This window comes from Yonghaparkia sp. Root332 (genome assembly GCF_001425665.1).
Lineage (GTDB): Bacteria > Actinomycetota > Actinomycetes > Actinomycetales > Microbacteriaceae > Microcella.
On the sequence record NZ_LMCX01000002.1, the window covers coordinates 353730 to 378368 of the forward strand.

Sequence of the window (24639 nt, forward strand, 5' to 3'; positions counted from 1 at the left end):
ACCGGGCCCCGCCGATCGGGCCCGGCCGATCGGGCCCGCCGGGCGAGGCGCGGTCGACGGGTCGTCCGCGCGACGCGTCAGGAGTCGGCGGACGTGCCCTGCGCGCCGCTCGTCGCGCCCTTGGGCAGTCGACGCACGGATGCCCGGCGCCGGCGCCGCGGCGTCATCGAGCGCATCTCGTCCATCTTGCCGAAGCACAGCAGCCGGTCCTCGGCGAGCAGCTCCTGCCGAGCGCGAGGATTCGGGATGACGGTCGTGCCGCGGTTCAGGGTGAGCACCGTGATGTCGCGGTCGAGGATGCCCGACTCGCCGAGGGTCTTGCCGACGATGTCCGCGCCGGCGTGGACGACGAGCTCGGCCACGCCGTAGCCCGTCGACACCGAGAGGCGCTGGCGCACGTCGATGTCGGGGAAGGCGACCTCGTGGGCGATGTAGTCGATGATCGCGCCCGCGACGTCGAGCTTGGTCGCCGACTCGATGCCCTGCAGCCCGGGGGAGGAGTTGACTTCCATGACGAGCGGCCCGTCGTTGCCCTCGAGCATGTCGACGCCCGCGACGCGCAGGCCCATGATCTGCGCCGAGCGCACCGCCGCGCGCTCGTACTCGGGCGTCAGCGACACCGCCTCGACCGAGCCGCCGCGGTGCACGTTGGAGCGGAACTCGTCGCCCTCCGCCGTGCGGCGCATGGCCGCGACGACGCGGTCGCCGACCACGAGGGCGCGGATGTCGCGGCCGCGGCTCTCGGCGATGAACTGCTGGATGAGCACGTTCTGGTTCGTCGAGTGCAGCGTCTCGATGATCGCCTCGGCGACCTTGGCCTGGGGAGCGAGGATCACCCCGATGCCCTGCGTGCCCTCGAGGAGCTTGATGACGACGGGGGCACCGCCCACGCGCTCGATGGCGGGGCGCACGTCGGCGCGGTTGCGCACGAAGGCCGTCGCGGGCATCCCGATGCCGTGGCGGCTGAGGATCTGGGTGGCCCGCAGCTTGTCGCGGGCGTTGCTGATGCCGTTGGCGGTGTTGGGGGTGAAGACGTCCATCTGCTCGAACTGACGCACGACGGCGGTGCCGAAGTAGGTGATCGAGTTGCCGATGCGCGGCAGTACCGCGTCGTAGGTCGACAGCGGTCGACCTCGGTAGTTCAGGTCGGGCTCGGGGCCCGTGAGGTCGACGGCGAAGCGCAGCGTGTTGAGGACCTTGACGCGGTGACCGCGCTGCTCGGCGGCGGCGCGGAGGCGCTGGGTGGAGTACGAGTGCGGGGCACGCGAGAGGATGGCGATTTTCATGGGGCGCCCCTGACAAGATGAGGGTGTGACGGAGTCCGCCCATTCAATCACCATCGCCGGATGGCGAGAGTGGATCGCTCTGCCCAGCGCCGGCATCCCCTGGATCAAGGCCAAGCTCGACACCGGCGCCCGCACCTCCTCGGTGCACGCGTTCGACGTCGAGCTCGTCGGGGAGGGCGAGGACGAGCGCGTGCGCTTCCGGATCCACCCCTGGCAGGAGTCGGCGGCGGACGCCGTGCTCGTCGAGTGCCCCGTGCACGACCGCCGCAGCGTGCGCAGCTCGTCGGGCCATGTCGAGGAGCGCCTCGTCGTCCTCATGGACGTCGCCATCATGGGGCGCCCCGTCACGACGGAGGTCACGCTGAGCAATCGCGACACGATGGGCTTCCGGATGCTCATCGGTCGTCAGGCGCTGCGCCACGGCTTCGTGGTCGACTCGGCCCGGTCGTTCCTCGGCGGCCGCGCGCCCAAAGAGGTGCGTCGGGCCAACCGCGGCCGCTAGCCGCGCGGAGCGCGCTGCGCCGCAGGGGCGGCGACGCGGCCAGGAATGAACAGCGCGCTGCGCCGCAGGAGCGGCGGCGCAGCCAGGAGTGAACGCAGCGCCCCCGACAGGATTCGAACCTGCGGCCCTCAGTACCGGAAACTGATGCTCTATCCCCTGAGCTACGGAGGCGAGAGTCAGCCTAGCGGGTTCCCCGGGGCCGTGGCGCCGTGCCAGCATGTGGCCATGACGCCGGCCTCGGTCCGCACTCAGCTCGTCCGGGAGGTCGGGTGCGCGCTCGACGGGGTCCTCGGCGAGCCGACCGCGCTCGTGCTCGCGATCGCCGTCGCCGACGCGGAGGGCCTGTCGCGATCGGAGCGCCTCCGCGTCGCGGTCGACGGCCGATCGCTCGCGGCGGCCGAGCATCCCGGGCCGGCGGGCACTCGCTGGCACACGGTCGACGCGCCCGCGGGGCGACTGCGGATCGAGTACGAGGCGACGGTGCGCGGCCGAGCGCGGCCGGCGGCGGTCTCGCCGCTGGACCGGATCCTCGATGTGCGCCCGAGCCGCTACGTGCAGAGCGACATCGTCCCCGCCCTCATCCACGGGGAGGTGGTGCGAGCCTTCGCGACGCTGCCGCCGCTCGAGCGCATCGGCGCGGTGCGCGACGCGGTCGGCGGCGCCCTCGAGTACTCGTGGGCGTCCACACGCCCCACCGACGGCATCGCGGAGCCGCTCGAGGCGGGGCAGGGTGTCTGCCGGGACTTCGCGCACGTCGTCGCCGGCATCCTGCGGGCGACCGATCTGCCGGCGCGCGTCGTCTCGGTCTACGCTCCTGGGCTCGAGCCGATGGACTTCCACGCCGTCGTCGAGGTCGCGGTGGGCGAGGAGTGGCTTCTCGTGGACGCGACCGGTCTCGCGCCGCGGCGGACGATGCTCCGCATCGCGACGGGGCGGGATGCCGCGGACACCGCGTACCTCGCCAGCGACGGCTCGGCGCTCGCCCTGACCTCCGTGCGCGTGCGGGCCGCGGCGAGCGAATGCGGGCCGGAGCTGCCCGAGGAGCTGCTCGCCCTCGGCTGATCGCCCCGGTGCGCCTCGGTAGGATTCGAGGGTGAATCCCGACCTCCTCGCCTCGTCTCTGCTCGCCGCCGTCACCGCCGCGGTCGAGCGACGCGACGCGGAGGCGGCCGGCTCGCTCTCGGTCGGCGACATCGCGCTCGAGCGCCCGCGCAACCGGGACCACGGCGACTGGGCGACGAGCGTCGCGCTCAAGCTCGCGAAGCGCATCGGGCTCGCGCCGCGCGCGCTCGCGGAGGAGCTCGCGACCGCGTTCGGCGCGATCGAGGGCGTCGCGAGCGTGGAGATCGCCGGTCCCGGGTTCCTCAACATCCGGCTCGAGGCCGGCGCGGCCGGGGCGCTCGCCGCGGCGATCGTCGCCGCGGGCGAGGGCTACGGGGGCAACGACGCTCTCGCGGGCCAGTCGATCAACCTCGAATTCGTCTCCGCGAACCCCACGGGGCCCCTGCACATCGGGCACACCCGGTGGGCGGCGCTCGGCGACTCGCTCGCGCGCGTGCTGAAGGCCGCCGGTGCGGCGGTCACGAGCGAGTTCTACATCAACGACGCCGGCGCGCAGATGGACACCTTCGGGGAGTCGGTCCTCGCGGCCGCGCTCGGCGACCCGGCTCCGGAGAACGCCTACCCGGGCCAGTACATCGCCGACCTCGGCGCGCGCGCTCTCGCTGAACGGCCCGACCTCGCCCACCTCCCGCGCGCGGACGCCGTCGCGGTCGCCCGGGAGCTCGCCTACGGCTGGCAGCTCGCCGAGATCCGCGAGTCGCTCGAGCGCTTCAACGTCCGCTTCGACGTCTGGTTCAGCGAGCGCACGCTGCACTCCGCGACCGACGGGACGCGCAGCGCGATCGATGAGGCGGTCGACCGCCTTCGCGCTCAGGGGCACGTCTTCGACGAGGAGGACGCGATCTGGGTGCGCACGACCGACTTCGGCGACGACAAGGACCGCGTGATCCGGCGCGGCAACGGCGTCCACACCTACTTCGCCGCCGACGCCGCCTACTACCTCTCCAAGAAGGATCGGGGCTTCGGGCGCACGATCTACCTGCTCGGCGCGGACCACCACGGCTACGTGCATCGTCTGAAGGCGCTCGCGGGTGCCGCCGGCGACGACCCCGAGACCGACATCGAGGTCCTCATCGGGCAGCTCGTCAGCATCAACGGGGCGCGGCTCAGCAAGCGCGCGGGCAACATCATCGAGCTGAACGACCTGCGCGAATGGCTCGGCACGGATGCCCTGCGCTACTCGCTCGCCCGGTACCCGGCCGACTCGCCGCTGACTCTCGACCCGGAGCTGCTGCAGAAGCGCACCAACGACAACCCGGTCTTCTACGTCCAGTACGCCCACGCCCGCACGCACCAGGTCGCGCGCAACGCGGACGCGGCCGGGGTGGACGGCTCCCGCTTCTCGGCCGAGCTGCTGACCGAGGAGACGGAGAGCATCCTGCTCGGCGCCCTCGCCGAGTTCCCGCGCATCGTCGCCCAGGCGGCGAGCTTGCGCGAGCCGCACCGCGTCGCGCGCTACCTCGAGGAGCTCGCGGCGTCCTTCCACCGCTGGTACGACGCCTGCCGCGTGACACCGGTCGGCGACGACCCGGTCGAGCCGGTCCACCACTCCCGCCGCGTGCTCGCCGACGCGACCGGTCAGGTGCTCCGCAACGGCCTGGGCCTCCTGGGCGTCTCCGCTCCGGAGCGGATGTAGCCGATGAGCGCCTCCGCTCCCGCCGACCGGCCCGTCGCGAGCCGCCGTCGCGGCGGTCGCCGAGCGGTCATCATCGTCGGCGTGACGGCCGCCCTCCTCGGCGTGCTCGCGCTCGCCGCGATCGTCGCCGACGGCGCCGTCCGGGGAGTCATCCGCGACGAGGTCGCCGATCGGGTGCGCACCGCCCTCGAGCTCGACCCCGAGCATCCTGTCGCAGTCGACATCGCGGGCCGATCGGTGCTCCTTCAGCTCGCGTCGGGGCGCTTCGAGCGCGTCGACGTCGACGCCGGTGAGATCTCGGCCGGCGACCTGACCGGCACTCTGACCATGTCGGCCACGGGCATCCCCGTCGACAGCACGCGGCCGACCGAGCGCGTCGATGCCCGCTTCGTCGTCCAGGAGGGCGACATCGCCGCGATCGCGGGCGCTCTCTCGGGTGCGTCGATCGAAGAGGTGGCGCTCGAGGGCGGCCAGATCCGCTTCCGCTCGACTCTCGACCTGCTGGGGATCCCTCTCGAGGTCGGCGTGGGGCTCCTGCCGGAGGCGGCGGACGGCGCCCTGACCTTCACCCCCGCCTCGCTCGTCCTCGGCGAGGAAGAGATCGACCTGCAGCGCTTCGCCGAGCAGTTCGGCGGGCTCGGCGACGGCCTGCTCTCGGCGCAGTCGGTGTGTGTCGCCGAGCACCTGCCGAGCGGTCTCCTCCTGGAGAAGGTCGACGTCGAGGAGGACGCTCTCGTGATCGCGCTCGGCGCCGACGACGTCGCGCTCGACGGGCCGGCGCTCTCTCAGCGCGGCACGTGCTGACCCGCTAGATCTCCACCTGCTCGCCCTGCTCGGGCACTCGCGCGCGCACGCGGAGCTCGCGCTCGATGCGCCCGCGCAGCACGTCGGCGGCGTCCGGCTCGCCATGCACCACGTAGGCGTGCTCGACGCTCGCGTCGCGCATCCAATCGAGGATCTGCTCCGCGTCGGCGTGCGCCGACATGCTCTGCAGCTGCACGACCTCGGCCGCGATCCGAATCTCGCGGCCGAAGATCCGCAGCGACTCCGCGCCCCCGGCGAGAGCGGCCCCGCGCGTCCCGCCCGCCTGGTACCCCGTGAGCACGATCGCGTTGCGCGCGTCCCCGCCGTATGCGGCGAGGTGATGAAGAATCCGCCCGCCGGTGAGCATCCCGCTCGCGGCGACGATGATCATCGGCCCGCCGCGCAGGTTCAGCAGCTTCGAGTCGTCCACCGTGCGGACCATCGTCGCGAGGTCGTACAGGTCGGCGAGGTCGTCGCCGGTCACGCGGTGCTCGTCCGGGTGCGCGCGGTAGAGGGCCGTCGCATCCACCGCCATGGGGCTGTTGAGGTAGATCGGCGCGTTCGGGATCCTGCCCGCGCGCCGCAGTCTCGACAGGTGCAGCAGAAGGGCCTGCGCGCGCCCGACCGCGAACGCCGGGATCATCACGACGCCGCCCCGCCCGAGCACGCGTTCGAGCACGGGAGCGAGCTCCTCCGCCGGGTCGGTGACCGGATGCGCGCGGTCGCCGTACGTCGACTCGACGAGCAGCGCGTGCGCGGGTGACAGGGCGGAGAGCGGCTCGGGCGCGATCATGAGTGCGTCGTCGGCACGGCCGAGGTCGCCGCTCACGTGCAGCTCGCGTCCGCTCGCCCGGAAGCGGACGTGCGCGGCGCCGAGGATGTGCCCGGCGTGATGCAGCTCCGCCTCCACGCGCCCGGGGAGGGTGATCGTCTCGCCGAACCGCCGCGCGCTGACGCTCTCGAGCGCCCGCTCGGCGTCGACGGTCGTGTAGAGCGGGGCGGGGGAGTCGTGCTTGGAGTACCCCTTCCTCGCCGCGAAGCGCGCCTCCTCCTCCAGCAGGTGGGCCGAGTCGGGCCACAGGAGCCCGACGAGCGACGCGGTGCCCGACGAGCAGATGATCGGCCCGCTGAACCCGTCGCGCACGAGCGCCGGCAGGTAGCCGGAGTGGTCGAGGTGCGCGTGCGTCACCACGACCGCGTCGATCGACGACGGCGGCACCGGGAACGGCGCCCGGTTGCGCAGCCGCAGCTGCTTGTACCCCTGGAACAGGCCGCAGTCGATGAGAATGCGCGCGCCGTTCGACTCGAGCAGGAACCGGGACCCCGTCACCGTTCCCGTCCCGCCGAGGAACCGCAGCGTCGGGTGCTCGTCGTGGGCCATCTCCGCATCCCTTCTCGCGAGACGGCGCCGTCTCGTCGCCCGCCCAGTGTGCTCCGCATCCGCGACCCGGCCCAGGGGCGAAAGGCCCCTGTCGGCGCACGGTAGAATTCCCCTGGCTTCAGGGACCAATCCGGGTTCGCTCGCCTCACTCCCGTGCAGAGACTTCCGTGCAGATCCCCGTGAGGTGCGTTCCGTGTCCGTCAACCCGCTCGCTCCGGCGTGGCTCCGCCACCCCGACGACGCGAACGCGCTGCCCGCGCACGTCTGGCCGTCCTCGGCCGAGCGCGGCGCCGACGGCTCCCTCCTGATCGGCGGCGTTCCGGCCCCGGCGCTCGCCGCCGAGTTCGGCACCCCCCTGTACGTGGTCGATGAGGCGGATGCCCGCTCGCGCGCCGCCCGCACGCTCGACGCCTTCCGCACCGCCTTCGCGAGCCTCGACGCCGACGCCGTGGTCTACTACGCCGGCAAGGCCTTCCTGTGCACAGAGGTCGTCCGCTGGATGCTCGACGCGGGCCTCAACATCGACGTCGCGAGCGGCGGTGAGCTCGCCGTCGCGCTCGCGGCGGGAGCGGACCCCGCCCGCCTGGGCCTCCACGGCAACAACAAGTCGCTCGCCGAGATCGACCGCGCGGTCGGCGTCGGCGTCGGGGCGATCGTCGTCGACTCGCTCGTCGAGATCGAGCGCGTCGCCGAGGCCGCCGTGCGGCACGGCCGCACCCAGTCGGTGCGCGTGCGCATCAACTCGGGCGTCCACGCCCACACCCACGAGTACCTCGCGACGGCGCGCGAGGATCAGAAGTTCGGAATCCCGCTCGCGGAGGCGGCCGACGCGGTCGCCCGCATCCGCGCGCACGCCCCGCACCTGCGGCTCCTGGGCCTGCACTCTCACATCGGCTCGCAGATCTTCGTCGTCGACGGCTTCCTGGAGGCCGCGCGCCGCCTGCTCGCCGTCCACGCCGAGCTGCTCGCGGGCGGCGACGTGCCCGAGCTCAACCTCGGCGGCGGCTTCGGCATCGCCTACCTCGACTCCGACGAGGCGCCCGCGATCGAGAGCATCGCGACCCATCTCGCCGAGGCGATCGGGTCCGTGTGCGCCGAGCTGGGCATCCCGGTGCCGCGCATCGCCGTCGAGCCGGGCCGCACGATCATCGGCCCCGCGGGCGTGACCCTGTACGAGGTCGGCACGACGAAGGACGTCGTCGTGACGACGGACGACGGCGGGAGCGCCGTGCGCCGCTACGTCAGCGTCGATGGCGGCATGAGCGACAACGCCCGCCCCGCGCTGTACGGCGCCGACTACGGCGTCCGCCTCGCCGGGCGCTCCTCGAGCGCCGAGCCCGCGCTCGTCCGCGTCGCCGGAAAGCACTGCGAGAGCGGCGACATCGTCGTCCAGGCCGACTACCTGCCCGGAGACGTCGCCCCGGGCGATCTCGTCGCCGTCCCCGCGACGGGCGCCTACTGCTTCTCGCTCGCCAGCAACTACAACTACCTCGCCCGCCCCGCCGTGGTCGCCGTCCGCGACAGCGCCTCCCGCGTGATCGTGCGCGGCGAGACCGAGGCCGATCTGCTGCGTCGCGACGTCGGCATCTCCGAGCCCGCCGCTCCCCACGACCCCGCTGCCCGACCCGAGAGGATCACCCGCCCGTGATCGAGTACCGCAACCTCCGCATCGCCCTGCTGGGAGCCGGCAGCGTCGGCGCCCAGGTGGCCGACCAGCTGCTGACCCACGCCGACGAGCTCGCCGCGCGCGTGGGCGCCGGCATCGAGCTCGTCGGCGTCGCGGTGCGCGATGTGGATGCTCCGCGCACGACCGACATCCCGCGCGAGCTGCTCACCGCCGACGCCGAGTCCCTGATCCTCGGCGCCGACATCGTCGTCGAGCTCATGGGCGGGCTGGAGCCGGCGCGCACGCTCATCCTCCAGGCTCTGAACTCGGGCGCCGACGTCATCACGGCCAACAAGGCGCTGCTCGCCACGCACGGTCCCGAGCTCTTCGAGGTGGCCGAGCAGGTCGGGGCGCAGCTGTACTACGAGGCCGCGGTCGGGGGGGCGATTCCGATCATCCGCCCGCTGCGCGACTCGCTCGCGGGCGACCGCGTCACGCGCATCCTCGGAATCGTCAACGGCACGACGAACTTCATCCTCGACCGCATGGACCGGCACGGCGAGACCATGGAGCAGGCGCTCGCCACGGCGACCGAGCTCGGTTACGCGGAGGCCGACCCGACCGCCGACGTCGGCGGCTACGACGCGGCGCAGAAGGCCGGCATCCTCGCGAGCCTCGCCTTCCACACGCTCGTGCCCGCCGACGCGGTCTACCGCGAGGGCATCACCGAGGTGACGCTCGACGACGTGCGCGCCGCCCGGAAGGCCGGCTACGTCGTCAAGCTGCTCGCGATCTGCGAGAAGATCGTCGACCCCGAGACCCTCGCCGAGGGCGTCTCGGCCCGCGTCTACCCGGCGCTCGTCCCCGAGGATCACCCGCTCGCGGCGGTCCACGGCGCCAACAACGCCGTCTTCGTCGAGGCTGAGGCCGCCGGCCCCCTCATGTTCTACGGCGCGGGCGCGGGCGGCATCCAGACCGCCTCGGCCGTGCTCGGCGACGTCGTCTCGGCGGCGCGCCGCCACGTCGTCGGCGGCCCCGGCGTCGCGGAGTCGACGCACGCGAATCTCCCGGTGCTGCCCATCAGCGCCGTCACCACCCGCTACCAGATCACCCTCCAGGTGGCGGACCAGCCCGGCGTGCTCGCGATGATCGCGACCCTCTTCAGCGAGCACGGGGTCTCCGTCGAGACGGTCGAACAGTCCGTCGTGTCGATCCGCGAGGGCGAGGGAGCGACCGCTCCCGCCGCTACTCTGGTGATCGGCACCCACGAGGCCTCGGAGGCCGATCTCGCCGCAACGGTCGCGGCACTGACCACCAGCACGGTCGTCCACAGCGTGACCGGCGTGCTGCGAGTAGAAGGACTGTAGATGGCGAAGCAGTGGCGCGGCGTTCTGCGCGAGTACGCCGACCGACTGGACATCAGCGACGCGACCCCGGTCGTCACGCTCGGCGAGGGCGGCACGCCGCTCATCCCCGCCCGCTACCTCTCCGAGCGCACGGGCGCCGAGGTGTGGGTCAAGTTCGAGGGCATGAACCCCACGGGGTCGTTCAAGGACCGCGGCATGACGATGGCGATCTCGAAGGCCGTCGAGCACGGCGCGAAGGCCGTCATCTGCGCCTCGACCGGCAACACGTCCGCCTCCGCGGCGGCCTACGCGACGCACGCGGGCATCACCGCCGCCGTGCTCGTGCCCGAGGGCAAGATCGCGATGGGCAAGCTCAGCCAGGCCGTCGCGCACAAGGCCGAGATCATCCAGATCCAGGGCAACTTCGACGACTGCCTCGACATCGCGCGCGAGCTCGCCGCGAACTACCCCGTGCACCTGGTGAACTCGGTCAACCCCGACCGCATCGAGGGTCAGAAGACGGCGGCGTACGAGGTCGTCGAGGTGCTCGGCGACGCTCCCGACTTCCACATCCTGCCCGTCGGCAACGCCGGCAACTACACCGCGTACCACCGCGGCTACCGCGAGGAGCTCGCGCGCGGCGTCGCGACGACGCTGCCGCGCATGTTCGGCTTCCAGGCCGCCGGCTCGGCCCCGCTCGTCACGGGCGAGGTCGTCCGGAGGCCCGAGACGATCGCGAGCGCCATCCGCATCGGCAACCCCGCGTCGTGGGAGCTCGCCCTCGCGGCGCACGCCGACAGCGACGGCTACTTCGGCGCGATCGACGACGCCGGCATCCTCGAGGCGCACCGCCTCCTGTCGCAGGAGGTCGGCGTCTTCGTCGAGCCCGCCTCGGCGATCTCGGTCGCGGGTCTCCTGGAGCGCGCCGAGGCCGGGGTCATCCCGCGCGGCGCCCGCGTGGTGCTGACGGTCACCGGCCACGGCCTCAAGGACCCGCAGTGGGCGCTCAAGCGCGCCGACGGCAGCGAGGTCGCCCCGACCGTCGTCCCCGTCGATACCGCGGAGGTCGCCGACGTTCTCGGCCTCGTCAAGGGCGCGCACTGATGGCGCTCGATCCGCGACTCGCCGGCCGCCGCGTGCACGTGAAGGTGCCCGCGACGACCGCGAACCTCGGGCCGGGCTTCGACACCCTGGGGCTCGCCCTCTCGGTCTACGACGAGCTCGAGGTCGCCGTGCGCGAGGCCCCGGGGGCGACCGTGCGCGTCGTGGGCGTGGGGGAGGGGGAGGTCCCGACCGACGAGTCGAACCTCATCGTCCGCTCGATCCGTCACACCTTCGACCACTACGGGGTCGAGATGCCGGGGCTCGAGCTCGTGGCGCACAACGTGATCCCGCACGGCCGCGGCATGGGCTCCTCCGGCGCCGCGATCGTCGGCGGCATCATGGCGGCCAAGGGGCTCCTGGAGGGCATCGTCGAGATCGACGCCGACGGGCTCCTCGCCCGCGCGACCGAGCTCGAGGGCCACCCCGACAACGTCGCTCCCGCGCTCTTCGGCGGGCTCACGATCGCCTGGATGACCCCGCAGGGTCCGCAGCACAAGCGCCTCACCGTGCATCGCGGCGTCTCGCTGCTGGTGTGCGTGCCCGAGTCGACCACGATGTCGACGGCGCTCGCCCGCTCGCTGCAGCCGGAGTCGGTGCCCCACGAGGACGCGATCTTCAACGTCTCGCGCTCGGCGCTGCTCATCGCGGCGCTCATCCAGAGCCCGGAGCTGCTGTTCGCGGCCACGGAGGACAAGCTCCACCAGAATTACCGGGCGAGCGCGATGCCCGAGACGGATGCCCTCATCCAGGTGCTCCGCGCGAACGGCTTCGCGGCCGTCGTCTCCGGCGCCGGCCCGTCCATCCTGGTGCTCTGCGGCGACCCCGCGCAGCGCCTCGCCGCCGCCGAGGTCGTCGCGCAGAACGCCGCCACACCGTGGCAGTCGCACATGCTGGCCGTCGATTTCAAGGGTGCTACAGTGGTGGCGCATCCGGTCGAGGCCGCGGCTTAGGCCCACCTCCCCGGGCATCCCCAAGCAGCTATCGCTTTTCCACCGGCTCGTACCGCGGCACCGCGTTGCGCCCGTTTTCCCGGTTCATCATCACCGCCTCCCGTGCGGTCGGTCCGAAGCGATCAGCATCCTCCGCGGCACCATGCCCGGAGTCGAAAGGACACCACCTCCGTGACTGACATCACCGATCGCGCCTCGGGCGCGACCGCATCCGACCTGACCTCCCTCAAGCTCCCGCAGCTGCAGCAGCTCGCGACCGAGCTCGGCATCACCGGGGTCTCCAAGCTCCGCAAGGGCGACCTGCTCGCGGCGATCGTCGCCGTTCAGAGCGGCGGGAGCGTCGACGTCGACGCCGACCTGTCGACCGAGACCGCGCCGGCCGAGGCGCCCGAGGCGCCCGACGCTCCCGCGGCCCGCACCGAGGCGCCCGCGCGCCGCGGCTCGCGTCGCGTCACGAGCGGCACCGTCACCGCGGCCCCCACCGAGCCCGCCGCGACCGAGCCCGCCGCGACCGAGGCGGCACCGGCCGTGGCAGCGCCGACCGCGTCCACCGGCGGAGGCGACGCCGCCGCCGAGGGCGACGAGTCGCCCGCTGCCCGTCGTTCGGGCCGCCGCTCCGCTCGCGAGCACGCCGCCGGCGCCGCTGCGGGCGTCGAGGTCGCGCCCGCCGATGCGTCCGTCGACACCGACCGCTCCAGCGACGCCGAGACCGCAGACGACGACCCCGACAGCGCGGGCGGACGCGGTCGAAACCGCAACCGCAACCGCCGCAACCGCGACCGCAACCAGGGAGGTCAGCAGGCCGAGCAGGGCGACGCAGCCCCCGCCGGACGCCAGAGCGCCCGCGGCCAGGACGCCCAGAACGGACAGCAGTCCCAGGGCGGCCAGCAGAGCCAGAACGGCCAGCAGAACCAGCGCGGCCAGCAGGCCCAGAACGGCCCGCAGAACGAGCGCGGCCAGCAGAACCAGAACGGCCCGCAGAGCGAGCGCGCCGACCAGGACGCCGATGGCCGCGGCCGCGGCCGCGGGCGCGACCGCAAGCGCGGTCGGGGTCCCGCGGGCGACGACTTCGAGCCCGAGGTCGGCGAGGACGACGTCCTCATCCCCGTCGCGGGCATCCTCGACGTGCTCGACAACTACGCCTTCGTGCGCACGACGGGCTACCTGCCCGGACCGAGCGACGTCTACGTGTCCCTCGGCCAGGTGAAGAAGTACCACCTGCGCAAGGGCGACGCCGTCGTCGGCGCGATCCGGCAGCCGCGCGAGGGCGAGAGCCAGGGCCGCCAGAAGTACAACGCGCTCGTCTCGATCGACTCGATCAACGGCCAGACCGTCGAGGAGGCCGCCGCGCGCGTCGAGTTCGGCAAGCTCACGCCGCTCTACCCGCAGGAGCGCCTGCGCCTGGAGACCGAGCCGCAGAAGCTGTCGACGCGCATCATCGACCTCGTCGCCCCGATCGGCAAGGGCCAGCGCGGCCTCATCGTCTCGCCCCCCAAGGCGGGCAAGACCCTCGTGCTGCAGGCCATCGCCAACGCCATCGCGAAGAACAACCCCGAGGTCCACCTCATGGTCGTGCTCGTCGACGAGCGTCCCGAGGAGGTCACCGACATGCAGCGCTCGGTGAAGGGCGAGGTCATCGCCTCGACCTTCGACCGCCCCGCCGAGGACCACACGACCGTCGCCGAGCTCGCCATCGAGCGCGCGAAGCGCCTCGTCGAGCTCGGTCACGACGTCGTCGTCCTCCTCGACTCGATCACGCGGCTCGGTCGCGCGTACAACGTCACGGCGCCCACGAGCGGGCGCATCCTCTCGGGCGGTGTCGACTCGGCCGCCCTCTACCCGCCGAAGCGCTTCTTCGGCGCCGCGCGCAACATCGAGGACGGCGGCTCGCTGACCATCCTCGCGACCGCGCTCGTGGAGACCGGCTCGAAGATGGACGAGGTGATCTTCGAGGAGTTCAAGGGCACCGGCAACATGGAGCTCCGCCTCTCGCGCCAGCTCGCCGACAAGCGCATCTTCCCCGCCGTCGACATCTCCGCCTCCGGCACGCGCCGCGAGGAGATGCTGCTCGGCTCGGAGGAGGTCAAGGTCACCTGGCGCCTGCGCCGCGCCCTCGCCGGCCACGACACGCAGCAGTCGCTCGAGGTCGTCCTGGGCAAGCTGAAGGAGACCGCGTCGAACGTCGAGTTCCTCGTGCAGATCCAGAAGGCGCTGCCGCAGGCCGACCGCACCCAGCCCGCCCACAAGGAGGACTGATCGCGGGGGCCCGAAGCCCCCGCCCCACGAGGGAGTACCCATGTTCGACTCGGTCGCCGCACTCATCGCCGAGCACGAGGCGCTGCAGGAGCAGCTCGCCGACCCCGCGGTGCACGCCGATGCGGCGCGCTCCAAGAAGCTCAACCGCCGCTACGCGGAGCTCAGCCGCATCGTGCACGCGCACGAGGTCTGGGTGCAGGCGCAGGACGACCTGGTCGCCGCGCGCGAGCTCGCGAAGGAGGACGAGGCCTTCGCCGAGGAGGTCCCGAGCCTGGAGGAGCGCGTGACGACGACGCAGGAGAAGCTGCGGCGCCTGCTGATCCCGCGCGACCCCGACGACGGCCGCGACGTGATCATGGAGATCAAGGGAGGCGAGGGCGGCGAGGAGTCGGCGCTCTTCGCCGCCGACCTGCTGCGCATGTACTCGTACTACGCCGAGTCGCGCGGCTGGAAGGTCGAGGTCCTCGACTCCACGCAGAGCGACATGGGCGGCTTCAAGAACGTCCAGGTCGCGATCAAGTCGAACGCGACCGACCCCTCGCAGGGCGTCTGGGCGAGCATGAAGTACGAGGGAGGCGTGCACCGCGTCCAGCGCGTGCCGGCCACCGAGTCGCAGGGCCGCATCCACACCTCGACGACGGGCGTGCTCGTGTTCCCCGAGGTCGACGAGCCCGAGGAGGTCGAGATCAGCCAGAACGACCTCAAGATCGACGTCTTCCGCTCCTCCGGCCCCGGCGGGCAGAGCGTCAACACGACCGACTCGGCGGTGCGCATCACGCACCTGCCGACCGGGATCGTCGTGTCGATGCAGAACGAGAAGAGCCAGATCCAGAACCGCGAGGCCGCCATGCGCGTCCTGCGCGCGCGCATCCTCGCCAAGCAGCAGGAGGAGATCGACGCCGCGGCGAGCGACGCGCGCAAGAGCCAGATCCGCGGCATGGATCGCTCCGAGCGCATCCGCACCTACAACTTCCCCGAGAACCGCATCGCCGATCACCGCACCGGCTACAAGGCCTACAACCTCGACGCGGTGATGAACGGCGCCATCGGCCCGGTCATCGAGTCGTGCATCCAGGCAGACGAAGAGGCCCGTCTCGCCGCGCTCGGCGAGAGCGCCTCCTGAGCCCGGCCACGGGCATCCGCTCATGACGACGATCGACGCGCTGCGGCGCGAGGCGATCGACGCCCTCGCGGCCGGAGGGGTGCCCGCCCCCGAGGTCGACGCCGACCTCCTCATCGGTCACGTGCTGGGCCTCTCGCGCGGGGGAGTCCAGGCCCGCGCGCTCATCTCCTCCGTCGTCGCCGACGATGCCGCGGCCGCCATCCGCGCGGCGGTCACGCGTCGCGCCGCGCGCGAGCCGCTCCAGCACATCACGGGCCTCGCCCCGTTCCGCTCGCTCGAGCTCGAGGTCGGCCCCGGAGTCTTCACCCCGCGCCCCGAGACCGAGTTCGTCGTGCAGTTCGCGATCGACGCGCTCGCGCTCGTGCCGAGCCCTGATCCGCTCGCGGTCGACCTGGGCTCCGGCAGCGGCGCGATCGCCCTCGCGATGGCGACGGAGGTGCCGCACTCCCGGGTCGTCGCGGTCGAGAAGTCGGCGGATGCCCTGCCCTGGACCGCTCGCAACATCGAGCGCCACGGCGACGGCCGCGTGCGCCTCGTCGAGGGCGACCTCGCCGATGCGCTGCCCGAGCTCGACGGCCTCGTCGACGTCGTCGCCTCGAACCCTCCGTACATCCCTCTCGGCGCGGTGCCACGCGACCCCGAGGTCCGGCTGTTCGATCCGGCCGCGGCGCTCTACTCCGGCGAGGACGGCCTGGATGCCGTGCGCGCGCTCTCCCGGACGGCCCGCCGTCTGCTCCGCCCCGGCGGCGCGCTCGTCATCGAGCACGGCGAGCTGCAGGCGGCCGACATCGGCGCGATCCTCCGCGCCGACGGCTTCTCGGCGATCGCCTGCCACCGCGACCTGCTCGGCCGCGACCGCGCGACGACCGCGCGCCGCTGACCGCTCAGGCGAGCGCGTGCGGGTACTCCGCCGACCGTCCCTGGAACGCCAGGATCGCGGGATTGCGCACGCGGCCGTCCTCGATCTCGATCGCGCGGCCGATGGTGTCGGACGCCGCCCACGACGCCGGGCCCTCCATGACGGTGCGGAGGAACGGCATGAGCGCCTCGCTGATCTCCCACGTCGTCGAGTTCCACAGCAGCGACGGGCTGTGGTCGACGGCGTAGTAGTTCGTCGAGTCGCCGATCGTGAGCATCGGGTCGGCGAACGAGGTCGGCCGCGCCCAGCTGAAGCCCATGCCCTCGTCGATCGACACGTCGATGATGAGGCTGCCGGGGCGGAATGCGCCGAGGTCGTCCTCCCGCAGGTACGTGAGCGGGGCGTTCGGGTCCTGCAGCGTGCAGTTGACGACGATGTCGTTGGCGGCGAGGAACTCGGGCAGGGCGACGGGTCCGTCGTCGGTGTTGACGGTGCTCGCGAACGGCGACGCGGCGTCGTGCTCGAACTGCACGATGTCGACCGACGGGATCGGCGAGCCGACCGCGGCGATGTCGCGGTTCGTGAGCACGCGCACATCGTGGATGCCGTGCGCATTGAGCGCGGTCACGGCGCCGCGGGCGGTGGCTCCGAATCCGATCACGACCCCGCTGAGGCGGCGGCCGTAGTCGCCCGTCGAGCCGCACAGCTGGAGGGCGTGGATGACGGAGCAGTAGCCGGCGAGCTCGTTGTTCTTGTGGAACACGTGCAGCCCGAACCCGCCGTCGGAGCGCCAGTGGTTCATCGCCTCCCAGGCGATGAGGGTCAGGCGCCTGTCGATCGCGAGCTGGGTGATCGCGCGGTCCTGGACGCAGTGCGGCCAGCCCCAGAGCGCCTGGCCCTCGCGCAGCTCCGCGAGGTCGGCGGCCTGCGGCTTGGGCAGCAGCACGATGTCGGCCTCGGCGATGACCTCGGCCCGGTCGGCCATGGCGCCCACGAGCGGCTCGAGCTCCGCATCCGCGATGCCGAATCGCGCCCCGTATCCGCGCTCGAGCGTCATGCGCGCGCGCAGATCGGCGTCGATGCGCTCGAGGTGCCCGGGGTGGATCGGCAGGCGGTGCTCGTCGGGCTTGCGCGAGCTCGCGACGACGCCGAGGCGCAGAAGGCCGGGCGCGGGGGAGGGGGAGGTCATACCCCACTGTAGAGGGGGCGCTCCGGCCGAGCGCCGGGGCCGCTAGGCCGCCTGGGCCTCGGCGGCGAACTCCTCGATCGCCGCGCGCAGCCCGGCCGCGTCGCGGTAGAGGTGCGCGGTGATGCCGATCGAGGCGGCGCCCTCGATGTTCTCGGGCCGGTCATCCGCGAAGAAGGCGCTCTCGGCGGCGACGCCGTAGTGCTCGAGCACGCGCGCGTAGACGAGCGGGTCGGGCTTGCGCGCCCCGAACGCGGCGCTCGCGTGCATGTTCTCGCGGCCCATGATGGGCACGAGCTCGGGCGCGACGACGTGCAGCTGATCGTGGATCAGGATGCCGTTGTTGGTCAGGAGCGCGACGCGCCCCAGCTCGCTCGCCCGACGCACCGCACTGAGGGCGTCCGGCCGCGGTCGCGTCGCCTCCGCGCGGATCCGCACCCACTCCGTCACGGGGATGTCCGCGCCGATCGACGCGTTCACCGCGGCCAGGTACGCCTCGGGCGTCGCCGGTGTCCCCGCCTCGGCCTGCCACTCCAGCCCGGAGATCCACCACCGGCGCCGCAGCTCGTGCAGGTCGTGCCCCGTGATGGCCGTGAGGTCGGCCATGCGGGTGCGCCAGTCGTAGTCGTACAGGACGTCGTCCATGTCGAAGAGGAAGAGCAGGCTCATGCGCGTCGGGATCCCGTTCGGTCGACTGGGGGAGGAGCCGCGCCAGGGCGGCCCTCCAAGCATGCCCCACTACGATGAACGCATCATGACCACCGTGTTCGACTGCTCCGTCGAGGCCGAGCTGCTCGCCGGTCTGCGCGCGGCTCGAGGCGCCATCGGGCGCGGCGAGCTCGTCGTCCTCCCGACCGACACCGTCTACGGCGTCGCCTCCGACGCGTTCCGCCCCGAGGCCGTCCAGCGGCTGCTCGATGCGAAGGAGCGCGGGCGCGACGCTCCGCCTCCCGTGCTCATCCCGGGCATCCCGACCCTCGCCGCCCTCGCCGAGAGCGTGCCGCCGGAGGTCGAGGCCCTCGTCGCCGAGTTCTGGCCGGGCGGGCTCACGGTGATCGTCGAGGCGCGCGAGTCGCTCGTGTGGGATCTCGGCGAGACGCGCGGCACGGTCGCCCTGCGCATGCCCGACAACCGCCACGCGCTGCACCTGCTCGCCGACACCGGACCGCTCGCCGTCTCGAGCGCCAATATCAGCGGGCAGCCCGCCGCGCGGACCGCGCAGGAGGCGCTCGACATGCTCGGCGACCGGGTCGCCGTCTACCTCGACGGCGGCGCCGTGGGGGAGGGGCGCGACCCCGCGCGCGACCCGGGCTCGACGATCGTCGACGCGACGAGCCTCCACCTGCCCGACGGGCGGCTGCGCATCGTGCGCCACGGCGTCATCCCCGACGATGAGATCGCCCGCGTCGTCGGCGCGGAGCGCATCGCGTGACCTTCTACGCCCTCGTCGCTCTGATCGCCGCGATCGCGAGCTTCGCGGTCGGATCGGCGGTGCTGGCTCTCAGCCACCGATTCAAGCTGTACCCGGGCATCCGGGACCGGGACGTGCACACGCGCCCCACCCCCCGCCTCGGCGGCATCGGCATCGTGCTCGGGGTCGCGATCGCCCTCGCGGTCGCCTCGCAGATCAGCTGGTTCGAGCGGGTGTACTCCGACCCCTTCCCGATCCTCGCGATCGTGGCGGCGGCGGCGGTCATGCTCGTCGTGGGCGTCGCCGACGACCTATGGGACCTCGACTGGATGACCAAGCTGGCCAGCCAGATCCTCATCGCCGGCTTCCTCGCCTGGGCCAGCCTGCAGATCGTCTCGCTGCCCATCGGCCCGGAGAACGGCATCACGGTGCTCTCGCCGACCCTGTCGCTCATCGTGACGGTCCTCGCGATCGTGCTCGTGATGAACGCCGTCAACTTCATCGACGGCCTCGACGGTCTCGTCGCGGGAGTCACGCTCATCGCGGGCGGCGTCTTCTTCATCTACAGCTACATCCTGTCGATCACGACCAACCAGTCGGCGTTCAACCTCGCCTCGCTCACGATGGCGGTGCTCCTGGGGGCGACGGCCGGCTTCCTGCCCCTCAACTGGCACCCGGCGAAGATGTTCATGGGCGACGGCGGGGCGCTCGTGGTGGGCATGCTGATGGCGATCTCGACGATCACCGTCACCTCGCAGATCAACCCGAGCTCGATCGATCGCAGCCAGCTGCTGCCGGCCTTCATCCCGCTCCTGCTGCCGTTCGCGGTCCTCGTGGTGCCCCTGCTCGACTTCGGGCTCGCGGTGCTGCGGCGCCTGCGGGCGGGCAAGTCCCCCTTCAGCGCCGACCGCCTCCACCTGCACCACCGCCTGCTCGACATGGGGCACAGCCACTTCCACGCCGTGCTGATCTTCTACGCCTGGACGGCCGTCATCGCGATCGGCACCCTCCTGTTCATGTTCGTGCCGTGGGGATGGGCGCTCACGGCGGTCGTCCTCGGGCTCATGGCGTGCACGGTCGTGACGCTCGCGCCCCTGAGTACCCGGAAGCGCGCCGAGGCCGCGGCGCAGTCGAGCCACGACGCCGACGGTCCCCTCGCGCGGTTCGACCCGCTCGACGCCGCCGCGCCCCCGATCGACGCGGAGTTCGACGAGAACGACCCCGTCTTCGACACCCTGACCCGATCCCGTCGCCTGCCGGAGGAGACCCGATGACCGCCGCCGACCGCCCCCGATCCTCCGCCGCCCCCGCGCTGCGGCTCTCCCTCGTCTACGGCGCCTCCCTGAGCGTCGCGATCGCGGTCGTCGGCAGCATCGTCGGAGCGCTCGTCGCCGAGCTCCCCGGTCTCCTCAGCGGACTCATCGGCGCCGGCATGGGCTTCGTGTTCCTCGCCGTGACCGCCGGCAGCATCCTGCTCGCCGACCGGGTGACGAAGGGCGACCTGCTCTCGCCCGCCTACTTCGGGATCGTGCTCGGAGCCTGGCTGCTGAAGTTCGCGCTCTTCCTCGTGCTCGTCTTCACCCTGCGCGATGCGCCGTTCGTCGAGCCCGCAGTGCTCTTCGTCACCCTCGTCATCGCCGTCCTCGGCGGGCTCGTGGTCGACCTCGTCGCGGTGGCGCGAGCGCGCGTCCCGTACGTGAGCGATCCCCGCCCGACGGCCCGCCCGTAGCACCCCGCTGCGGCCCCGCCGGGCCGCCGCGCGGGCCCCCCCGAGCACCCGATGCCGATTCGGTCTGGCCCCTTTTCCTTGATAGGGTGAGGGCAACTGCCGATCGCCGCGGCACACCTGTGTGCCGCCCCGATTCTGGAGACTCCCCTGAGCGCTGCCGCCCTGATCCCCCTGCTCCCGTTCGCGACCGAAGAAGGTTCCGAGGGAGGCTTCTCGGGTCCGTCGATCCTCGACTTCTTCCCTCCCGCGATCCTCTTCGAAGGCAATGAGTTCTTCGAGCTGAACCGCATCATGCTGCTGCGCCTGGTCGTCGTCGCGCTGCTGATCCTCGTGTTCTGGCTCGGCACCCGGAAGATGCAGCTGGTCCCCGGCCGCTTCCAGGGCGCCGTCGAGATGGGTCTCGACCTCGTCCGCGTGAACATCGCGGAGGACCTGCTCGGCAAGAAGGACGGCCGCCGCTTCCTCCCGCTGCTGACGACGATCTTCTTCCTGGTGCTGTTCCTGAACCTCACGGGCATCATCCCGGGGATCAACATCGCCGGCACCGCGGTCATCGGCCTCCCGCTCGTGCTCGCCGTCGCCTCGTACATCGCGTTCATCTACGCGGGCCTTCGCAAGCACCCCGGCGCGTTCCTCCGCAACGCGCTGTTCCCGCCCGGCGTGCCGTGGCCGCTCTACATCATCGTGACGCCGATCGAGTTCGTCTCGATGTTCGTCCTGCGGCCCATCACGCTGACGCTCCGACTCCTCATGAACATGGTCGTCGGCCACCTGCTTCTCGTGCTGTTCTTCTCGGCGTCGGCCTTCTTCATGACCGACCTCGGCGGCGGATGGATCCTCGCCGGTGTGGGCACCCAGCTCTTCGGTGTGGCGTTCACGTTCTTCGAGATCCTCGTCGCCGTGCTGCAGGCCTACGTCTTCACCCTCTTGACCGCTGTCTACCTCCAGCTCGCGCTGGCGGAAGAGCACTAGACCGAGCTCCCGCTCGGTTCATCCAACACGGAAGGAAACACCCCTCGTGGACGCAAACACCGTTCTCGCCGAGATCAACGGCAACATCGCGACGGTCGGCTACGGCCTCGCCGCGATCGGCCCCGCTATCGGCGTGGGCATCGTCGTCGGCAAGACCATCGAGTCGGTCGCCCGCCAGCCCGAGCTCCAGGGCCGCCTGACGGTCCTCATGTACATCGGTATTGCGTTCACCGAGGCGCTCGCCTTCATCGGTATCGCGACCTACTTCATCTTCGTCTAAGGAATCGCTCGTGCTCGAAGCACTCATCATCGCGGCGGAGGAGGGCGAAGCCGTCAACCCGCTGATTCCGGCGTGGTACGACATCGTCTACTCGATCATCCCGTTCCTGCTTGTCCTGCTCGTGTTCTGGAAGGTCGTCCTTCCGCGCATGCAGGCCACGCTCGACGAGCGCAGCGCCAAGATCGAGGGCGGGATCAAGCAGGCGGAGTCGGCTCAGGCCGAGGCGAAGGCCGCGCTCGAGGAGTACAACAAGCTCCTCGCCGAGGCCCGCGCCGAGGCGTCGAAGATCCGCGAGCAGGCTCGCGTCGACGGCGGCGCCATCCTCGCCGAGCTCAAGGAGCAGGCGAGCACGGAGGCCGCGCGCATCACGGCGACCGCTCAGCAGCAGATCGAGGCGGAGCGCCAGGCGGCGCTCGTCTCGCTGCGCGCCGAGGTCGGCTCGCTCGCGCTCGACCTCGCGAGCGGCGTCATCGGCGAATCGCTCGCCGACGACACGAAGGCCACGGCCCTCGTCGACCGCTTCCTCGCCGAGCTCGAGTCCTCCGAGAAGGCGGCCAAGTAGGCATGGGATCAGCGACGAGAAGCGCCCTCGAGTCGGCCCGCAGCGCGCTGGCCTCCGCTCAGGGCATCGATCTGGCGGCCGGTGAGCAGCTGCTGTTCGCCGCGCGGACGATCGGCTCCTCGCCTCAGCTCGTGAACGCGCTCACCGACACCTCGGCGACGCCCGAGGCGAAGGCGGGCCTGATCGGCACGATCTTCGGCAGCATGCCCACCTCGGCCCGCACCCTGCTCGAGGGCATGGTCGCGAGCCGCTGGTCGAGCGGGGACGAGCTGCTGGCCGGCATCGAGGAGATCGGGATCCGCGCTGTCGCGGCCACCGCGCCGAGCACGGTCTCGGTCGAGGGCGAGCTGTTCGCCTTCGCTCGCGCCGTCGCCTCCGACCCCGAGCTCGAGCTCGCGATCGGCAGCAAGCGCGGTGACGCCGAGGGCAAGCTCGGTCTCGTGACGAGCCTGCTCGCCTCCTCCGCGAGCGCGCAGACCGTCGCCATCGCCGGCCACCTCGTGCAGCAGCCGCGCGGCCGTCGCATCGGCGCCCTCGTGCGCCACGGCGCGGAGCTCGTGGCCGACACCGCCGGTCGCGGGGTCGCGACCGTCACGGTCGCTCGACCGCTCACGAGCGAGCAGCGCGTGGCCGTCGACGCGAGCCTGGCGCGCCGCTACGGCCGGGCGTTCTCGATCGACCAGATCGTCGACCCGTCCGTCATCGGCGGCGTCCGCATCCAGGTCGGGGACGAGGTCATCGACGGAAGCGTCGCGGCCCGACTCACCGAACTCAAGCTCCGGCTGGCCGGCTAGGCCTTCGCCGTCACATCAGAACGGGCCCCACTCCGGGCCCGAACGAAAAGGGAAGAACATGGCAGAACTGACGATCAGCCCGGACGAGATCCGCGACGCGCTGAAGAACTTCGCCAAGGGCTACGCTCCCGGCGCCGCGGTCGCGACCGAGGTCGGTCGCGTCACCGACGCCGGTGACGGCGTCGCGCACGTCGAGGGCCTCCCGGGCGTCATGGCCAACGAGCTCGTGCGGTTCGCCGACGGCACGCTGGGCCTCGCGCAGAACCTCGACGAGAGCGAGATCGGCGTCGTCGTGCTCGGCGAGTTCACCGGCATCGTCGAGGGCATGGAGGTGACCCGCACGGGCGAGGTCCTCTCCGTCCCCGTCGGCGACGGCTACCTCGGCCGCGTCGTCGACCCGCTCGGCGTCCCGATCGACGGCCTCGGCGACATCGCCGCGGAGGGTCGCCGCGCCCTCGAGCTCCAGGCGCCCGGCGTCATGCAGCGCAAGAGCGTGCACGAGCCTCTCCAGACGGGCATCAAGGCCATCGACGCGATGATCCCGGTCGGCCGCGGCCAGCGCCAGCTGATCATCGGCGACCGCCAGACGGGCAAGACGGCGATCGCGATCGACACGATCATCAACCAGAAGGCCAACTGGGAGTCGGGCGACGTCTCGAAGCAGGTCCGCTGCATCTACGTCGCGATCGGTCAGAAGGGCTCGACGATCGCGGCCGTGAAGGGCGCGCTCGAGGAGGCCGGCGCCATGGAGTACACGACGATCGTCGCCGCACCGGCGTCCGACCCCGCGGGCTTCAAGTACCTCGCGCCCTACACGGGCTCGGCCATCGGCCAGCACTGGATGTACGGCGGCAAGCACGTCCTGATCATCTTCGACGACCTGTCGAAGCAGGCCGAGGCCTACCGCGCCGTGTCCCTCATCCTCCGTCGTCCTCCGGGGCGCGAGGCGTACCCCGGTGACGTGTTCTACCTGCACTCCCGGCTGCTCGAGCGCTGCGCCAAGCTCTCGGACGAGCTCGGGGCGGGATCGATGACGGGCCTGCCGATCATCGAGACCAAGGCCAACGACGTGTCCGCGTACATCCCGACCAACGTGATCTCGATCACCGACGGCCAGATCTTCCTGCAGTCCGACCTCTTCAACGCCAACCAGCGTCCCGCGGTCGATGTCGGAATCTCGGTCTCGCGCGTCGGCGGCGACGCGCAGGTGAAGAGCATCAAGAAGGTCTCCGGAACACTGAAGCTCGAGCTCGCGCAGTACCGCTCGCTCGAGGCGTTCGCGATGTTCGCCTCCGACCTCGACGCGGCCAGCCGTCGTCAGCTCGCGCGCGGCGCCCGTCTGACCGAGCTCCTGCGCCAGCCGCAGTACTCGCCGTACCCCGTGGAGGAGCAGGTCGTCTCGATCTGGGCCGGCACGAAGGGCAAGCTCGACACGATCGACGTCGACGACGTCCTCCGCTTCGAGCGCGAGCTGCTCGACCACCTCCACCGCAACACCTCGATCCTCACGACGCTGCGCGACACCAACGTGCTCGACGGCGACACCGAGGCCGAGCTCGAGAAGGCGGTCGACGCCTTCGTCCTCGAGTTCCAGGGCGGTGCCGAGGGCGGCGTCCACGCCGGTCACGAGGAGTTCGACGAGACCGAGGCCGACGACATCAACCAGGAGAAGATCGTCCGCCGCAAGCGCTAGGCGCGACGGCGGGCCCGCACCTCCACGGCGCAGGGCC

Annotated in this window: 23 protein-coding genes and 1 tRNA gene; 19 read left to right on the forward strand and 5 right to left on the reverse strand. The window is 71.9% G+C overall.

The features are described from left to right. Positions 1–77: 77 nt before the first annotated feature. Complete coding sequence (gene rimK / locus ASC54_RS09445) at positions 78–1286, reverse strand: 30S ribosomal protein S6--L-glutamate ligase (RefSeq protein WP_055860335.1); 1209 nt, start codon at positions 1284–1286, stop codon at positions 78–80. A 25-nt stretch (positions 1287–1311) separates the two neighbouring features. Between rimK and ASC54_RS09450 the strand changes: the two genes are divergently transcribed. Next, the gene (locus ASC54_RS09450) at positions 1312–1788 is read left to right on the forward strand and encodes a RimK/LysX family protein (protein ID WP_055860338.1); all 477 of its coding nucleotides are present in this window, start codon (positions 1312–1314) and stop codon (positions 1786–1788) included. 98 nt (positions 1789–1886) lie between these two features. Here the strand turns inward: ASC54_RS09450 and ASC54_RS09455 are convergent. Further along, positions 1887–1959, reverse strand: a tRNA-Arg gene (locus tag ASC54_RS09455). Positions 1960–2013: 54 nt separating this feature from the next. Between ASC54_RS09455 and ASC54_RS09460 the strand changes: the two genes are divergently transcribed. Genes ASC54_RS09460 through ASC54_RS09470 form a run of 3 tightly spaced genes read left to right on the forward strand, consistent with a single transcriptional unit; the run spans position 2014 to position 5350 of the window. Then, a complete protein-coding gene (locus ASC54_RS09460) occupies positions 2014–2850 on the forward strand; it encodes a transglutaminase family protein (RefSeq protein ID WP_055898596.1) in 837 nt (278 codons plus the stop codon). Between the two features lie 31 nt (positions 2851–2881). After that, positions 2882–4546 (forward strand): arginine--tRNA ligase, encoded by a 1665-nt coding sequence (argS, locus tag ASC54_RS09465; RefSeq protein WP_055860345.1) that lies wholly within the window; start codon positions 2882–2884, stop codon positions 4544–4546. A gap of 3 nt (positions 4547–4549) precedes the next feature. Beyond that, positions 4550–5350: a DUF2993 domain-containing protein gene (locus ASC54_RS09470; protein WP_055860348.1), complete on the forward strand. Its 801-nt coding sequence runs from the start codon at positions 4550–4552 to the stop codon at positions 5348–5350. Positions 5351–5354: 4 nt separating this feature from the next. Here the strand turns inward: ASC54_RS09470 and ASC54_RS09475 are convergent, their stop codons facing one another. Further along, positions 5355–6731, reverse strand: coding sequence for an MBL fold metallo-hydrolase RNA specificity domain-containing protein (locus tag ASC54_RS09475; RefSeq protein WP_055898597.1), 1377 nt, complete (start codon positions 6729–6731; stop codon positions 5355–5357). A 193-nt stretch (positions 6732–6924) separates the two neighbouring features. On the opposite strand from ASC54_RS09475, the gene lysA reads away from it, so the two are divergent. The 7 genes from lysA (at position 6925) to prmC (ending at position 15996) form a co-directional block, all read left to right on the forward strand. Next, complete coding sequence (gene lysA / locus ASC54_RS09480; protein ID WP_055898600.1) at positions 6925–8379, forward strand: diaminopimelate decarboxylase; 1455 nt, start codon at positions 6925–6927, stop codon at positions 8377–8379. Then, complete coding sequence (locus tag ASC54_RS09485; RefSeq protein ID WP_055898603.1) at positions 8376–9704, forward strand: homoserine dehydrogenase; 1329 nt, start codon at positions 8376–8378, stop codon at positions 9702–9704. The genes lysA and ASC54_RS09485 overlap by 4 nt, the downstream gene beginning before the upstream one ends. Further along, positions 9705–10787 carry a threonine synthase gene (gene thrC, locus ASC54_RS09490; RefSeq protein WP_055860360.1) on the forward strand — a complete coding sequence of 361 codons (1083 nt, stop codon included), beginning with the start codon at positions 9705–9707 and terminating at the stop codon, positions 10785–10787. Then, the gene (gene thrB, locus ASC54_RS09495; protein ID WP_055860363.1) at positions 10787–11737 is read left to right on the forward strand and encodes a homoserine kinase; all 951 of its coding nucleotides are present in this window, start codon (positions 10787–10789) and stop codon (positions 11735–11737) included. The genes thrC and thrB overlap by 1 nt, the downstream gene beginning before the upstream one ends. Positions 11738–11908: 171 nt before the next feature. Beyond that, positions 11909–13993: a transcription termination factor Rho gene (gene rho, locus ASC54_RS09500; protein ID WP_055898606.1), complete on the forward strand. Its 2085-nt coding sequence runs from the start codon at positions 11909–11911 to the stop codon at positions 13991–13993. Positions 13994–14033: 40 nt separating this feature from the next. Then, entirely contained in the window at positions 14034–15116 is a 1083-nt protein-coding gene (gene prfA, locus ASC54_RS09505) for a peptide chain release factor 1 (RefSeq protein ID WP_055898609.1), read from the forward strand. Between the two features lie 22 nt (positions 15117–15138). Then, a complete protein-coding gene (gene prmC, locus ASC54_RS09510) occupies positions 15139–15996 on the forward strand; it encodes a peptide chain release factor N(5)-glutamine methyltransferase (RefSeq protein WP_055898611.1) in 858 nt (285 codons plus the stop codon). Between the two features lie 4 nt (positions 15997–16000). On the opposite strand, the gene ASC54_RS09515 is transcribed toward prmC, so the two are convergent. Both ASC54_RS09515 and ASC54_RS09520 read right to left on the reverse strand, forming a co-directional pair. Further along, positions 16001–17164, reverse strand: coding sequence for a N(5)-(carboxyethyl)ornithine synthase (locus ASC54_RS09515; RefSeq protein WP_055898613.1), 1164 nt, complete (start codon positions 17162–17164; stop codon positions 16001–16003). A 42-nt stretch (positions 17165–17206) separates the two neighbouring features. Then, the gene (locus ASC54_RS09520) at positions 17207–17830 is read right to left on the reverse strand and encodes an HAD-IA family hydrolase (RefSeq protein WP_055860378.1); all 624 of its coding nucleotides are present in this window, start codon (positions 17828–17830) and stop codon (positions 17207–17209) included. 85 nt (positions 17831–17915) lie between these two features. Here ASC54_RS09520 and ASC54_RS09525 point away from each other — a divergent pair, with 85 nt between their 5' ends. The 8 genes from ASC54_RS09525 (at position 17916) to atpA (ending at position 24602) form a co-directional block, all read left to right on the forward strand. Further along, complete coding sequence (locus ASC54_RS09525) at positions 17916–18593, forward strand: L-threonylcarbamoyladenylate synthase (protein ID WP_055860381.1); 678 nt, start codon at positions 17916–17918, stop codon at positions 18591–18593. Further along, positions 18590–19846: an MraY family glycosyltransferase gene (locus tag ASC54_RS09530; protein WP_082515024.1), complete on the forward strand. Its 1257-nt coding sequence runs from the start codon at positions 18590–18592 to the stop codon at positions 19844–19846. The genes ASC54_RS09525 and ASC54_RS09530 overlap by 4 nt, the downstream gene beginning before the upstream one ends. Beyond that, on the forward strand, positions 19843–20301 hold the full coding sequence (locus ASC54_RS09535) for a hypothetical protein (protein WP_055860383.1): 459 nt from the start codon (positions 19843–19845) through the stop codon (positions 20299–20301). Before ASC54_RS09530 ends, ASC54_RS09535 begins: the two co-directional genes overlap by 4 nt. Positions 20302–20463: 162 nt before the next feature. After that, positions 20464–21273 carry a F0F1 ATP synthase subunit A gene (gene atpB, locus ASC54_RS09540; RefSeq protein WP_369813329.1) on the forward strand — a complete coding sequence of 270 codons (810 nt, stop codon included), beginning with the start codon at positions 20464–20466 and terminating at the stop codon, positions 21271–21273. A 46-nt stretch (positions 21274–21319) separates the two neighbouring features. After that, the gene (gene atpE, locus ASC54_RS09545) at positions 21320–21553 is read left to right on the forward strand and encodes an ATP synthase F0 subunit C (protein ID WP_055860391.1); all 234 of its coding nucleotides are present in this window, start codon (positions 21320–21322) and stop codon (positions 21551–21553) included. 10 nt (positions 21554–21563) lie between these two features. Continuing rightward, positions 21564–22115, forward strand: coding sequence for a F0F1 ATP synthase subunit B (locus tag ASC54_RS09550; protein ID WP_055860394.1), 552 nt, complete (start codon positions 21564–21566; stop codon positions 22113–22115). Between the two features lie 2 nt (positions 22116–22117). Continuing rightward, positions 22118–22909: a F0F1 ATP synthase subunit delta gene (locus ASC54_RS09555; protein ID WP_055860397.1), complete on the forward strand. Its 792-nt coding sequence runs from the start codon at positions 22118–22120 to the stop codon at positions 22907–22909. Positions 22910–22967: 58 nt separating this feature from the next. After that, positions 22968–24602 (forward strand): F0F1 ATP synthase subunit alpha, encoded by a 1635-nt coding sequence (gene atpA, locus ASC54_RS09560; RefSeq protein ID WP_055860400.1) that lies wholly within the window; start codon positions 22968–22970, stop codon positions 24600–24602. The last annotated feature ends 37 nt before the right edge of the window (positions 24603–24639 follow it).

Bases quoted from the DNA above. Each gene is read 5' to 3' on its own strand.
- rimK (WP_055860335.1), bottom strand. From the start codon at position 1,286: ATGAAAATCGCCATCCTCTCGCGTGCCCCGCACTCGTACTCCACCCAG.
- ASC54_RS09460 (WP_055898596.1), top strand. From the start codon at position 2,014: ATGACGCCGGCCTCGGTCCGCACTCAGCTCGTCCGGGAGGTCGGGTGC.
- ASC54_RS09470 (WP_055860348.1), top strand. From the start codon at position 4,550: ATGAGCGCCTCCGCTCCCGCCGACCGGCCCGTCGCGAGCCGCCGTCGC.
- ASC54_RS09475 (WP_055898597.1), bottom strand. From the start codon at position 6,731: ATGGCCCACGACGAGCACCCGACGCTGCGGTTCCTCGGCGGGACGGGA.
- thrC (WP_055860360.1), top strand. From the start codon at position 9,705: ATGGCGAAGCAGTGGCGCGGCGTTCTGCGCGAGTACGCCGACCGACTG.
- thrB (WP_055860363.1), top strand. From the start codon at position 10,787: ATGGCGCTCGATCCGCGACTCGCCGGCCGCCGCGTGCACGTGAAGGTG.
- prfA (WP_055898609.1), top strand. From the start codon at position 14,034: ATGTTCGACTCGGTCGCCGCACTCATCGCCGAGCACGAGGCGCTGCAG.
- prmC (WP_055898611.1), top strand. From the start codon at position 15,139: ATGACGACGATCGACGCGCTGCGGCGCGAGGCGATCGACGCCCTCGCG.
- ASC54_RS09515 (WP_055898613.1), bottom strand. From the start codon at position 17,164: ATGACCTCCCCCTCCCCCGCGCCCGGCCTTCTGCGCCTCGGCGTCGTC.
- ASC54_RS09520 (WP_055860378.1), bottom strand. From the start codon at position 17,830: ATGAGCCTGCTCTTCCTCTTCGACATGGACGACGTCCTGTACGACTAC.
- ASC54_RS09525 (WP_055860381.1), top strand. From the start codon at position 17,916: ATGACCACCGTGTTCGACTGCTCCGTCGAGGCCGAGCTGCTCGCCGGT.
- ASC54_RS09535 (WP_055860383.1), top strand. From the start codon at position 19,843: ATGACCGCCGCCGACCGCCCCCGATCCTCCGCCGCCCCCGCGCTGCGG.
- ASC54_RS09555 (WP_055860397.1), top strand. From the start codon at position 22,118: ATGGGATCAGCGACGAGAAGCGCCCTCGAGTCGGCCCGCAGCGCGCTG.
- atpA (WP_055860400.1), top strand. From the start codon at position 22,968: ATGGCAGAACTGACGATCAGCCCGGACGAGATCCGCGACGCGCTGAAG.